A 13,471-nucleotide genomic window follows, 5' to 3' on the forward strand; every position below is an offset into this window, starting at 1 on the left:
CCTTGATTCCGGGAGATATTCCTGGAATCGCAGGTCCGTCCCTCCTTTTGTACATGTTTTGTATAAGTGATAGTATAAGCATAATGTAAGTGGTTCGTCGCACTTTCGAATTCCCCGTCAAACTGCATGTAGAGATTCTCATTCATACATTCCATAGAATCAAACAATAGAGAGTTTTGAATACTTTGTAAACAAAATGATTGTATTAGGAAAAAAGTTGGGGTAAAGTATACTTATTGTAGTTGTACAAAAATTATACAATTAGCCCAAAAAATAACATTTATATCGGAGGCACCTCAAAATGGCTGTATTATTCTCAAAAAAACCAAAGAATGAACCTGTGCTCGTTCGCGAATCAAATGTCATTGTATTGAAAGATAAAAAATTGAATGAAAGACTACATTATATGCAGTTTCAAGAACACCACCTTCAAGAATTAAATGAGATCCTTCCCGTATACGACCAACTATCAGACACCTTCCTCGAAACTGTACTTGATCACTTGTACAAGCATCCAAGTTTAGTCGAGATTGCCGTGAACCATTCAAGCAGGGAACGATTAAAGGCCGTTTTCCATGACTATTTCAGGTCCTTATTTTCTGGTGAACTGAATGATGAGTATTTTTCCATGAGAGAACGGATGGGCAAAACTCATAACCGAAATGGAGTGACGATTGATTGGTTTATTTCGACTTACACCACGATCCAGCATCTATTAATTCCAAAGATTGTTGAATTATATCAAAATGACCCCTCTAAGCTTGCATCTGTTCTTGTTGCAATAGATCACGGTATTCATTTAGATGCGAGTATCGTATCTGAATATTACATACAGAGCAGAATGGACGAACTTGAAAAGCTGCATCTGGAAAACCAGGAACTTCAATTAGAAATGCTGAACATGAATACAGAACTCGGATCATCCTTAAGTCAAACGGAACAAAGCCTGAATGAGACTGCGACAAAAGCTGAAAGAATCCGGGCAGAATCAGAAAATACCGAAAAAAGCAGCAAAAACCTCCTTCAACTTTCTAAAATGAATAAAGATCAAACGGATCATATGATTGAGAGCTTCGGGATCATCACAGAACAAATCAATACCTTACTGAAAGAAATTAAAGGGGTTAAGGATATAGCCGAGCAGATTACACCGCTCTCTAACTCCATTCAGCAAATAGCTGAGCAAACAAATCTTCTTGCATTAAATGCATCCATTGAAGCTGCAAGGGCAGGAAATGAAGGTAGAGGATTTGCAGTGGTGGCATCAGAGGTAAGAAAACTGGCGGAAGATTCGAAGGAACTGAGTAATTCCATCCATCAGCTCGTCAATGAAAGCAACAAGCAAATCGGCATTGTGTCAAATCGCGTCCGTAACATGACTGATTTGACAGAGAACTCACGTCAGGAGATTGGGAATGTCCAAAGTGGAATCATGACGGTCCAGATGGAAATGGAAAACTATATGGACATGTTCAAACGGAACCAATCAGAATTACATCACATAGTAGAAGCAATTAAGAAAATAAATCATACGACAGATGAATTGGTACAATTCGCTTCCACCATCATTCAAAAAATGAACACATAAAAAAGAAAGGGCAAAGGGGATTAAATCCCTTATGCCCTTTCTTTTACTATTATACAATCTTGGTTTTACCGCATTCCTGGCACTTACGAAAAAACTTTCCATCCAGCACCCTGGATTTAAAAATGTTGTTCCCACATTCGCAACGACCACTATGTTCGTCAGGATCATCCTTATAAAGGACGATATTCTCTTCTTGTTCTTCCTTCATTGTCTTCCCCCATTAACACCATACTTCTTTCTATAGTATAGAGGGAATGCGCTAACTTGTTAAGCGAAAATCGTCAAAGGGTGCCAATTATTGCGATAGCCACACTGCGAGACCGTGCCTTAACGTAGGCATTTCTTTCATTTTTTTGAGCCATCAAATATGCAGTGAAAGTCCATAAATTAACTTTTTATCTAAAATATTCTTTTATTTTATCCATAGTCTTCCTCTATATGATAGTTCATCCAGGAAAACACTTTCTATTACAGAAGTGAAATATTCTTGACGCACGATGTTAATTTTCCTGTTATTGAATTGAGATTTTACTATGTTAGTATTTTCCCTGTTAGCAAAAATAAATAAACCGCTAGCTACATAAGGAGGAATTTTTCTATGAAACTTAAAAAATCGATTATTTCTGTGGCTGCATTTACAACACTTGCAGTGTCTGGTGGAGCTAGCGCTTCAGCACAGAACATAGAAGTAAAAAAAGGCGACACATTATGGGGACTTGCACAGGAATACGGAACATCAGTTGATCAACTCATGACATGGAATAACCTAGGTTCGCACGTTATATATCCTGACCAGGAACTCCAGGTTTCTTCTAAGGAATACTATACAGTAAAAAAAGGTGACACACTTTGGGGAATCTCTTCCCTTTATGGAATTTCAGTTGACAGTCTTGTGGGATGGAATGCCCTTGATAGCGACCTAATTATTCCAGGACAAGAACTAATCATCAATCTAGACGATAAATCAACTTCAGCTGCTGCAAATACTTCTGAAAAAGCAGAAGCCCCTGCTAAGAATCAAGAAGCAGAAGTAGCTCCAGAAGCTGAAGCGCCAACTAAAGAAGCAGAACCAGCTCAAGCTGAACCTGCCGCTGAACAAACAGCAGTAAAAGAAATTACGGTAGAAGCCACTGCGTATACTGCAAATTGTGATGGCTGTTCAGGTACAACGGCTACCGGCGTGAATTTAAAAGAAAATCCTGATGCAAAAGTGATCGCAGTAGATCCGGATGTTATTCCACTAGGATCTAAAGTGTATGTTGAAGGGTATGGTTACGCGACTGCAGAAGATACAGGCGGAGCCATTCAAGGTAACCGTATTGACGTGTTCCTTCCTTCAAAAGATCAAGCACTTGATTTCGGAAGAAAAACAGTAAATGTAAAAATCCTTGAAACAAAATAATAGAGTAAAACCACTGAGAAATTATTCTCAGTGGTTTTTTTACGCTCATCATTGAAATCCTTCATCCGGTAATCTTCTAATACATGAAACCATATCTTTCTATACTACTCACAGAAACCAAACAATATTTCCCTCCATATGAAATACATAGAATTCTTTTAAAAGAGTCGACAGAATTAATGAAATATTACATGCTTGTCATCTAATTGTTATTGGTTTATAAACAGTTTGTTATGTGCCTGAGGTAAGTCTATGTTACTATTTCAACTGTTGGTTTCTTAACCAATCACAAAAGGAGGAATTTAACAAGATGAAAAAAGTATTATTTTCCATTTTTTCCTTCACAGTTTTTCTTACAATCGGACTTGCCTCTGCATCAGCGGAAAGCAATGATACTGACATAAATGATTATCATAATATAGAAGAAGGCGATATCCTGTGGGAAATCGCCAATCGATATCATGTTTCCATCGATGAGGTGGGCACACGCAAGCAATTGTTAGAAGAAGGGTATTCTGTGAATGAGGAATCTCAGACTGAGCAAGCTGTAAAATCTGCAAAGACTACGGAGAAGAAGGACGATAACGTTGTTAAAGAACTAGATATCAAAGCAACGGCTTATACAGCACATTGTGAGGGTTGTATCGGTATTACGAAAACAGGGGTCGATTTAATTGAAAACCCTGATGCGAGAGTGATTGCAGTAGATCCAAGCGTCATACCTCTCGGATCTAAGGTTTATATAGAAGGGTACGGTTATGCCCGTGCGGAAGATACAGGCGGAGCAATTAAAGGGAACCGCATCGACATCTATATGGAAAAAGAAAAGGATGCCCTTCAGTATGGGGTAAGAGATGTAAAGGTCAAAATTATAAAAGAGTAAGTAATGATAAGGGCGCCACTGTCGGCGTCCTTTTTCATATGCTCTTTTTTACTCCTATAGTATGAACTCCATTGCTTATTTCCCCTCTGTGCTTTTACTCTTTCTGGCAGCTGGAGCGACGGATTTCAGTTCTATTTCTTCACCCATTTGTTGTTTAGCCAATTTTTTTGATGCCTCATGCTGTGTTTGTTTATGATTTTTCATCGGATTACCTCCTAAGTAGATGTCATCATTATTTTCTCCCAAAGAGTATTGAATAATAGATATAAATGACACCAAGATTTCCAATTCATCTACCCCATCCTTTCAAGTATCAGCGACATTATTTCTTTGAGATCAACCTATATAAGTCAAGGCGAGAAAATACCATGAAAGAAGAGGGGATATCTCTATTACACCATATGAGTAAAGCGATTCCATTTCCAATTAGTATCAGATGAAGAAACAGAAAGAGAGGGATAATGCGATGAAAAAGAAAAGGAATGAAATTCAAAAAATGACAAAGACTAATAAAAATAATGATAGTTTTCACTTGCAAAAGTAAACTTCTTTCTGATAGGGTAACAAATGTTGGTTTTATAAGAGAGTGACTAGGGAATAGGTAATAAGTAATCATTCCCTCATCCTCAGAATGCACATTTTCCCATCGGCATTAACTGAGACTCTTTCAACATGAGGGGGCATTTGCAGTAGGTGTACATATTGCTTGAATAAACACCTCGAATCCCACTGTAGTACCCTTCATTAAGAAATGAGCTAAAAAAACCTTAGAATTTGGAAAGGAGAATTTTATGAAGAGAATATCCAATGTTTTCTGGATTACCGTATTACTGGTTGTTGCTGCCGTCGGGTATGGAGCAATCGCACCAAAATCGTTTGAAACCATAACAGCTAATATGCAGACTTTCATTACTTCGACTTTTGGTTGGTATTATCTTATTTTAGTTACAGTAATTGTGATCTTCTGTGTGTTCTTAATCTTTAGTCCCATGGGAACGATTCGATTAGGAAAACCGGATGAAAAGCCTGAGTATACAAAAGGAACATGGTTCGCCATGTTATTTAGTGCAGGTATGGGAATTGGTTTAGTATTCTGGGGGGCAGCGGAACCGCTGTCTCACTATATGGCTCCTCCAATGGCAGAAGGGGGAACTGACCAGGCAATTAAAGAATCGATGCGTTATACATTCTTTCACTGGGGCATTCACGCATGGGGGATTTATGCTATCGTTGCATTAGCACTTGCTTATTATAAATTCCGTAAAGATGAACCGGGATTAATTTCCGCTACGTTGAAGCCTATTTTTGGAGACAAAGTGAATGGACCACTGGGAACGGTCATCGATGTCCTTGCCGTATTCGCCACGGTCGTAGGGGTTGCAACAACGTTAGGATTCGGAGCAGCACAAATTAATGGCGGGCTTTCCTACCTGCTTGATATTCCAAACAACTTCACCGTCCAGGCCATCATTATCGGTGTGGTAACCGTCTTGTTTATGATTTCAGCATGGTCAGGATTAAGTAAAGGAATTAAATACTTATCCAATACGAATATGGTACTTGCCATTGCCCTTCTCGTATTAGTGTTCTTCATCGGACCTACGTTACTGATCTTGAATATGTTCACGGATACGATTGGTGCTTATATTCAAAACATCGCCGCAATGAGCTTCAGGATTGCGCCATTAAACGAAGAGCATCGTTCATGGATCAATGGATGGACCATTTTCTACTGGGCTTGGTGGATTTCCTGGTCACCATTCGTCGGTATCTTCATCGCACGTGTTTCAAGAGGAAGGACCATTCGCGAATTCTTGATCGGGGTATTACTTCTACCTGCTCTTGTCAGCTTCATTTGGTTCGCTACTTTCGGTACTTCTGCAATTGAAGTGCAACAAGCCGGTACAGCTCTTTCGGATCTTAATACAGAAGAAGTTCTGTTCGCCGTCTTTAACGGATTTGAATGGTCAACAATCCTTTCTGTCATAGCCATCACGCTGATTGGAACATTCTTTATCACATCTGCTGACTCAGCTACCTTTGTGTTAGGGATGCAAACCACTTACGGTTCGTTAACACCACCAAACTATGTTAAATTAACATGGGGACTTGCACAGTCTACCGTGGCATTGATTTTACTATATAGCGGTGGGTTACAGGCTTTACAGAATGCATTGATCGTCGCAGCATTGCCGTTCTCAGTGATAATGGCACTCATGATGATTTCTCTGTACAAGTCACTAAATCAGGAGAAAAAGGAATTAGGTTTATACATTAAGCCTAAGCCTAGAAAAACGAAAGAACCTAAAGAACAAATGTAAACGACTTAAAACGCCTGGAAGCTTCCAGGCGTTTTCTTTATGCTGAACTGGACGTTTTCATCATTTTTGACATCTTTCATATAGGAAGAACCCTTTATTCATCGCAATCAGTCATGTTCGCAAAATCTTGGCGGAGGATGTTTGATGAATTTCATTAACCTACATTTTGTCCACTACATACATTAATATCGTAGTAAGATAACTGGAGGTGACTGATGATGTATGGATATGGATACCCTGGATATGGATATGGCTGCGGTGGTGGCTACGCTGGTGGTTTCGCGTTAATCGTAGTTTTATTCATCCTTTTAATTATCGTTGGAGCAGCGTTTGTTTGTTAACATTAAATAGATAATGGTTAGGTGCTTCCGAATGGCTGATGATAAATCGCTGTTCGGGGGCATTTTTTTGTCCTTTATGGATTGTCAGCGATTGAATATCATATTAGAATACAAGGAGTATAAATTCCCTTGTAAAGGATCGACCCCATGCCTAAAACACGAAAAAAACGGCCAAAAAACAAGAAAACTTCATCACCTTTAAGGATCATACTCATCCCCTTCGTCATTTTAGCGCTTTATTATGCTGTCAACATTGGGGATCAATCATATAACCTTTCTTCGATTGGAAAAGAAGAAATTCCCGCCCAGTATATCCCTATCTATAAAGCCGCTCAGGAAAAATACGGTGTACCTTGGTATTTACTGGCCGCTCATCATCGAGTTGAGACGAAATTCTCCACAATGAAGACGCTTGTTTCTCCAGCGGGAGCTGAAGGACACATGCAATTCATGCCTTGTACCTTTGTAGGCTGGTCACACCCTAGCTGCTCAGGACTTGGGGAGGGAAACATCCCCTCAGATCAAAAGACAGACCCCGCTATTATTAAGAAATATGGAGGATACGGGGTGGATGCAAACGGGGATGGAAAAGCGGATCCTTTCCAAATAGAAGATGCCATATTCAGTGCCGCTAACTATCTGGCACGAAATGGGGCGGCTGATGGAAATATCGAACAAGCGGTATTTGCCTATAATCACAGTGAACAATATGTAGAAGACGTTTTGTATTATGCTGATCGATTCGTGGAAGAGGATAAGAAAACAACAGGAAAGCCTATGTAATAGATGAACCAGATCAAAAGAACCGTTGCTTTGTGAACGGTTCTTTTTTTGATTACCTATACACGCATTCAATAAATTGATATGATAAGGTTCTTGATTTTTAAAGTATGACAAAGGTGATTACGATGAAAATAATGAACATGATAGATGAGTGGAAAACTGCTCTTGATATGGAAATTCTACAGTTGAAAAAACGAGAAAATTCAGGTGTCCCTATTGAAGAAGGTAGATGCATACGAAAAGAGGAAGGTGCTTATATCTATTGGTTCACCTTTCACTATCAAGCTTTGCTACCCGAGGGGGGAAGCGTCATCTTTAAGCGTAAGCAATCCTTGATCCAAGGCGTGGTGATTAGTTCAGAGGACCGTGAGTGCATACTTGAGTTCGATCAGTTTCTGGGAGATACGTTTACCTATGGACAGATTCTTCATGAACCCTGGGACATCCTTGAAAAGCTCATGGAACGATTGGATGAGGCCAAGGAACGTCATGGGAAAACAGAGCGAATTCACCAGGTTATGTTTCCTGAAAAAAACAAAAAACAGTTTGAATATAAATCACCACAGCACGAAGCATATGTCAGAAGCAAGTATAACCCCGTCACATATCTGTGGGGACCTCCGGGTACAGGAAAGACCTATACCCTTGCCCGAGTGGCGGCTTATCATTATTCAGAGGGAAAAAAAGTGCTCCTTCTTTCCCATAGTAATGCTGCAGTGGATGTATTAATAGAAGAAATGCATCATTTTCTAAGCAGCCATGACAGGTGGATACCTGGAGAAGTCATAAGATACGGAGCAAGCAGAAAACGTATAAATGAAGATGTCACAGATTTGAATGTTCTTCAATTATTGGAACAACAGGACCCATCCCTTTCCGAGGAAAAAGGAAAGGTTGAAATCTATAGAAAAAGGCTGAAAAAAAAGTTATCCAAAACCTATTCTGCATATGATTCAGAAAGGTTGTCACAACTTGAAGTACATTACCAAAAAATCAAAGAAACCTTTAAGAGGAGAGAAGGGGATCTGGTCTCAGAGGCTAAAGTGATCGGGACAACTCTATCGAAAGCAGCTATCGATAAGCTCCTTTATGAACAGGAATTCGACCTAATCATTGTGGATGAAGCAAGTATGGCATATGTTCCCCAAGTTGCATTCGCTGCGTCGCTTGGGAACAGGATCATCATCTGTGGGGACTTCAAACAGCTGCCACCCATTTCAACTTCTTTTCACAGCATGGCAGTCAAATGGTTAAAGGAAGACATCTTTCATTCATCAGGTGTGGCGGATGCCGTAGAGAGAGGGGAGGATCATCCCCAACTATTATTGCTTCCGGAACAGAGACGCATGCACCCGAGTATTTCATCATTCTCCAACCATTATATTTATCATTCAAGAGTGGGAGATCATCCTTCCGTAGAAGCGATTCGTTCTTGCATCACCGAAAAAAAACCCTTTCCTTCATATGGTGCCGTATTATTTTCACTCATAGAAGGGACGGAGTGGGCAGAAACTCAAAAAGGATCAAGATGGAATGTGTTATCGAGTCTGGTATCTATTCAGCTGATTATTCAGGCAATGGGGGATGGGTTGCCTTCAATTGGTGTGGTGACACCGTATCGAGCTCAGGCAAAATGGTATAATCTGTTGCTGGATGAATTAGTAAGGAGTGGGCGGGCTTCTGAGGATCTATATGCATCTACTGTTCACGGCTTTCAAGGATCTGAAAATGATATGATTCTGTTTGATCTTGTTGATGGGGAATCCCACAGTAAGCCAGGAAGGTTGATTACCCAAAAAGGAAGCGAAAGGCTTATTAATGTAGCCATCACTCGTGCAAGGGGGAAGTTTATCCTTGTTGGAAACGATGCATTCATTCAACAAAAGACCGATAGATCCAAACCTGTACATCAATTGATTTCTCACCTTCAACTTGAAGGAAAAAGTGAGAATAGCAGTTCACTCTATCCCACGTCCACAAAGAAAATGAAGTGGATCGAATCCAATGATTTCAATAAGTTATTAAAAGATTTTAAAGCAGCAAAAACCAAAATTATAGTGAACGTCCAAGATAAAAAAGATATTCCACGACCATTAATGATGGCATTACAAACTGCAGCAGAAGATAAGCAGGTGGTGATTCGCTGTCAATCAGGTATTGAATCAGCTCAGGATGCAAAGATCGTATTAAAGGACTCATCAACTTCGATTCCTTTTATTGCACTTGACGATAAAGTGATTTGGTTCAACTCATTTGCAAATGGGGCGCATCCATTCCCATTCCACGTAAGAATTTTATCAAAGAAAATAACAGGCCAATTTTTCAAAATGATTGAAGAAAAATAAACGGTGAATCCTAAGGATTCACCGTTTATTTTTTCACCGAGATACTCCAATTTTGTTTCGGTTTGACGCGACCGATTATACTGGCTGTGATGGCGTGCTTATTTAGTTCTTCAAGATATCTTTCACCTTGAGAAGCAGGCAAACTGATAAGCAATCCACCTGAAGTGATGGCATCACAGAGAATCCATTGTTCTTCCTGAGTAAGATCAGGATCATAGTTGACCTTTTCTTGTAGCCATTTGTGGTTCGCTTTCGATCCTCCAGGAATGATACCTTGATCAGCCAATTCTTTCGTCCCTTCTAAAAGGGGGATAGAGGCATAGGAGAATTCAAGCGATAGGTTACTTCCTTTTGCCATTTCATAAGCATGTCCCATTAAGCCGAAGCCTGTCACATCGGTTACGGCATTCGGACTGAATTCTTGCAATACTTCTGCAGCCTTTTTATTTAACATGCTCATGACCTGGATGACGGACATTTCTTGGTCGTGAGTTACAACCTGACGCTTGATGCCTGTCGTCATGATCCCTACACCCAAGGGTTTCGTCAAAACTAGTATGTCTCCTTCTTGAGCACCATTATTGGTCCAGTATCTTTCAGGATGAACGATACCCGTAACACTCAGTCCGAACTTGGGTTCTTGATCGTCGATGGAATGACCACCAACTGTCACTGCACCGGCTTCTATCACTTTGCTTTGTGCTCCTGATAGAATTTCGGCAAGTATTTTTCCCCCTAGCTTTTTAATGGGGAAGCCTACAATATTTAAGACGGTTTTGGGAGTACCACCCATTGCGTACACATCACTTAACGCGTTAGCAGCAGCAATTTGTCCGAATTGGAAAGGATCATCCACAATCGGGGTGAAATAATCAACGGTTTGTACCATGGCAAGATCGGCTGTCAGTTGAAAGATGCCTCCATCGTCAGATGATTCGCTTCCTACCAATAATTCCTTAGTGTATGGTTGAGGGGGTAGCTGACGCAACACTTGCGTCAGGTCACTTGGACTAAGTTTGCACCCTCAGCCAGCTTTTGAAGAAAGTTCTGTTAATCGGATAATTTCTTCCTTGCTCATCTACTTCACCCCTTTATGTATGAATAGTCTTATTGTACAGGAAAAAAATGCAATCGGGCAAAGGAGAAGCGCAAAGAACTTTTACAAAGTGATGAATATTTGCACGCACATTTTCCATCCTATAGAATGAACTATAATAGCAAACGCATTCACATGATATGGAGGAGGATTCTGATGAACAAAATCATGTTGACCATTGAATTTTGCATGATGTGAAACTACGCACCTAAAGCCGCGAGTTTCGCGGAACAGCTGTTCAATCATTTTAGGTCCGACATTGGACAATTGAAGTTAGTGCCGTCTTCTGGGGGCGCATTCGAAATTACAGTGGGGGAAGATAAGATTTATTCCAAACTGGACACAGGCGTTTTCCCTGATGTCAACCAGATCATAACGATCATTGAACTTCATAAATAACTCTATCCGCAAAGATTGTTATTATTTTTTCACAGCCTGTGATCCTGCAGTTGCTCTGTCATTGAGTGTGTGCCTGAGGGTGAAGGGAACTGTATTAGTACTATTAACTATAATTGATCACTGCAACTACTAAAGTTGGTGTAAGTTATCCCGACATTTAAAGTATTATTACTGAAACATTTATGCTTGTACAGTTGATTGAAGCGGAAGGTGCTCGACTCCTGCGGGAAACGCTGGACAGGTGAGACCCCACAGGGCAAAGCCCGAGGAGGCTCACCGCCAGCCCCGCGGAAAGCGAGCACCTGGAGCGGAAATCAACCACCTCTCGCTTGTTCAAAAGTAACAATATTTACGAAAACGGGCATATAAATGAAGGATCTTTAGTCATTCGACAAACCTTGAACTCGAATGACGAAGGATGAAGGGGTGGAACATTCTTTTTTAGGAACGTTGATTTCAATTGTATGATGCTCAATGGAATAGGTGATGGCTCGTTGCTTTAAGCAAAAAGGAAATCGAATGGATCGTTTTCTAATTTTACTTTCATCCTTCAGCATGATCGATACCAATAATTGAGTATCCTTTTTCTTTATGATCAATTCCTCCGGACAAATATTTTCAGTCTCGATTTCCACGATGAACGATTCCGTCGTGTCAAGAAAGTCTACTCGGAATTCCTGTTCATCCAATTGAACCGTTGCAGGATCCAATAACCAATCCTTCATACCCTCCTCCCAGTTCTCTAAATAGAAATCCCCCTTATCCTTACTCATTTACACCTGACCCCCAACTACGTCTTTTACATATTGTATTCGTTCTAATTTAAATGGTGAGGGTGTTATAATGAGGAAAAAGAAAATAGGGGGATTAACCATGAACCATCTCGCCCGACACATACCACCTATTCATGAACTGCAGCAAACCGAACAATTCCGCACTTTCCTTCAGCATCACAACCTTTCCTGGGAAAAAGGGACGGACCTGCTGAAAAAGGTGATTTCATTATGTCGTACTTCCATTTTGAACAATGAGTGGGAAGGGCCTGATCCAACTTCTGACCAATTCGTTCATGAGGTTTTTGACCGAACTGAAACCATGATGCATGACTCCTATTCCTTGTCGCTTAGTAGGATCATAAACGCCACAGGTACCATTTTACATACCAATCTGGGACGGGCAAGATTAGGGAAGGAAGCAATGGAACATGTCATAACTACAACTTGTCACTACAGCAATCTCGAGTATGACATTGAGGAAGGGAACAGGGGATCGAGACATTCCCATGCGGAGAAATTCATCTGTGAGTTAACAGGTGCCGAAGCGGCAATGGTTGTCAATAATAATGCTGCAGCCGTTTTTCTTATCCTTTCTGCTCTTTCCAAAGATAAAGAAGTAATTGTTTCTAGAGGAGAACTGGTGGAGATTGGAGGATCATTCCGTATCTCTTCTATCATGGAAGAAAGTGGGGCTATCCTACACGAAGTAGGCACGACGAATAAAACCCATCTAAGAGACTATGAAGAAGCGGTGAACGAAGAAACGAGCTTGGTAATGAAGGTCCATCAGAGCAATTTCATCATCAAAGGTTTTACTTCCTCCGTTTCAACAGAGGAACTTGCTTCATTATCAAAAAAACATTCCCATGTCCTTTATTATGAAGACTTGGGAAGCGGGGCACTTTATGACTTTAGACAGTTGGGAATCGGACATGAGCCGGTGGTCAAGACAGTCCTGCATACTGGGGCAGACCTCGTCTCATTCAGTGGGGACAAATTATTAGGAGGGCCACAGGCAGGAATCATTGCTGGAAGAAAGCAGTGGATCGACCACCTGAAGAAGCATCAGCTTGCCCGCGTGCTACGTGTCGATAAAATGACTCTCGCAGCGCTTGAAATGACGCTATTGCACTACATCAAGGGAGAAGAAAAAGAAAAAAATCCAACCATTGAATCCATCACGCGAACCAAAGAAGACATCCTGATTCAATCCAAGAACTTTGCTGGCGGTATAATAGCACTGCAGAATGGTTTCACAACAATCATAACAGAAGGAAAGAGCCAGGTCGGAGGGGGGACGATGCCTGAGGTTGAATTGGACACATATATCGTTTCCGTCAGTCATCCTGCTCTTTCCTCACAAGACATACACGCGAAGCTTCGAAAGGGAAGCCCCTCTATTTTGACAAGGATTCAAGAGGATGCCGTCCTTTTTGATTTACGGACAGTCTCCCAGAAGGAAATGACAGAAATCATCCATGCGCTACATAACATACAAGAAACCAGATAAAAGGGAGAGCAGGCTGAAAGCTGCTCT

At 40.7% G+C, this 13,471-nt stretch carries 12 protein-coding genes and 1 pseudogene; 9 read left to right on the forward strand and 4 right to left on the reverse strand.

Annotation, left to right across the window (positions count from 1 at the left end; genetic code table 11):
* Positions 1-301 precede the first annotated feature (301 nt).
* Positions 302-1,588, forward strand: coding sequence for a methyl-accepting chemotaxis protein (locus tag ACIGG7_RS15290; protein ID WP_397550177.1), 1,287 nt, complete (start codon positions 302-304; stop codon positions 1,586-1,588).
* A 49-nt stretch (positions 1,589-1,637) separates the two neighbouring features.
* Here ACIGG7_RS15290 and ACIGG7_RS15295 read toward each other — a convergent pair whose 3' ends face one another.
* On the reverse strand, positions 1,638-1,796 hold the full coding sequence (locus tag ACIGG7_RS15295; protein ID WP_224940755.1) for a DUF8096 family protein: 159 nt from the start codon (positions 1,794-1,796) through the stop codon (positions 1,638-1,640).
* A gap of 390 nt (positions 1,797-2,186) precedes the next feature.
* On the opposite strand from ACIGG7_RS15295, the gene ACIGG7_RS15300 reads away from it, so the two are divergent.
* Together ACIGG7_RS15300 and ACIGG7_RS15305 are read left to right on the forward strand one after the other, a co-directional pair.
* The gene (locus ACIGG7_RS15300; protein ID WP_224940753.1) at positions 2,187-2,990 is read left to right on the forward strand and encodes a 3D domain-containing protein; all 804 of its coding nucleotides are present in this window, start codon (positions 2,187-2,189) and stop codon (positions 2,988-2,990) included.
* Between the two features lie 310 nt (positions 2,991-3,300).
* Positions 3,301-3,873: a 3D domain-containing protein gene (locus ACIGG7_RS15305; protein ID WP_397550178.1), complete on the forward strand. Its 573-nt coding sequence runs from the start codon at positions 3,301-3,303 to the stop codon at positions 3,871-3,873.
* 75 nt (positions 3,874-3,948) lie between these two features.
* On the opposite strand, the gene ACIGG7_RS15310 is transcribed toward ACIGG7_RS15305, so the two are convergent.
* On the reverse strand, positions 3,949-4,077 hold the full coding sequence (locus ACIGG7_RS15310; RefSeq protein ID WP_263628068.1) for a hypothetical protein: 129 nt from the start codon (positions 4,075-4,077) through the stop codon (positions 3,949-3,951).
* 587 nt (positions 4,078-4,664) lie between these two features.
* Here ACIGG7_RS15310 and ACIGG7_RS15315 point away from each other — a divergent pair.
* The 4 genes from ACIGG7_RS15315 to ACIGG7_RS15330 all read left to right on the forward strand — a co-directional run bounded on the left by ACIGG7_RS15315 (position 4,665) and on the right by ACIGG7_RS15330 (position 9,663).
* Positions 4,665-6,194, forward strand: coding sequence for a glycine betaine uptake BCCT transporter (locus ACIGG7_RS15315; protein ID WP_397550179.1), 1,530 nt, complete (start codon positions 4,665-4,667; stop codon positions 6,192-6,194).
* Positions 6,195-6,412: 218 nt separating this feature from the next.
* On the forward strand, positions 6,413-6,535 hold the full coding sequence (locus ACIGG7_RS15320; protein WP_172655644.1) for a YjcZ family sporulation protein: 123 nt from the start codon (positions 6,413-6,415) through the stop codon (positions 6,533-6,535).
* Between the two features lie 147 nt (positions 6,536-6,682).
* Positions 6,683-7,318 (forward strand): lytic transglycosylase domain-containing protein, encoded by a 636-nt coding sequence (locus tag ACIGG7_RS15325; RefSeq protein ID WP_397550180.1) that lies wholly within the window; start codon positions 6,683-6,685, stop codon positions 7,316-7,318.
* 125 nt (positions 7,319-7,443) lie between these two features.
* Positions 7,444-9,663, forward strand: coding sequence for an AAA domain-containing protein (locus tag ACIGG7_RS15330; RefSeq protein ID WP_397550181.1), 2,220 nt, complete (start codon positions 7,444-7,446; stop codon positions 9,661-9,663).
* Between the two features lie 25 nt (positions 9,664-9,688).
* Here ACIGG7_RS15330 and selD read toward each other — a convergent pair whose 3' ends face one another.
* Entirely contained in the window at positions 9,689-10,741 is a 1,053-nt protein-coding gene (gene selD, locus ACIGG7_RS15335; RefSeq protein ID WP_318246403.1) for a selenide, water dikinase SelD, read from the reverse strand.
* A 228-nt stretch (positions 10,742-10,969) separates the two neighbouring features.
* Here selD and ACIGG7_RS15340 point away from each other — a divergent pair.
* Positions 10,970-11,158 (forward strand): annotated as a pseudogene (locus tag ACIGG7_RS15340) (Rdx family protein); the annotation flags it as partial.
* Between the two features lie 380 nt (positions 11,159-11,538).
* On the opposite strand, the gene ACIGG7_RS15345 reads toward ACIGG7_RS15340, so the two are convergent.
* Positions 11,539-11,931: an Hsp20/alpha crystallin family protein gene (locus ACIGG7_RS15345; protein ID WP_224940749.1), complete on the reverse strand. Its 393-nt coding sequence runs from the start codon at positions 11,929-11,931 to the stop codon at positions 11,539-11,541.
* 100 nt (positions 11,932-12,031) lie between these two features.
* On the opposite strand from ACIGG7_RS15345, the gene selA reads away from it, so the two are divergent.
* Positions 12,032-13,444, forward strand: a complete 1,413-nt coding sequence (gene selA / locus ACIGG7_RS15350) for an L-seryl-tRNA(Sec) selenium transferase (RefSeq protein WP_397550182.1) — start codon at positions 12,032-12,034, stop codon at positions 13,442-13,444.
* The last annotated feature ends 27 nt before the right edge of the window (positions 13,445-13,471 follow it).

Origin of the sequence: Rossellomorea sp. NPDC077527 (assembly GCF_044542955.1) — a bacterium.
Classification (GTDB): domain Bacteria; phylum Bacillota; class Bacilli; order Bacillales; family Bacillaceae_B; genus Rossellomorea; species Rossellomorea aquimaris_E.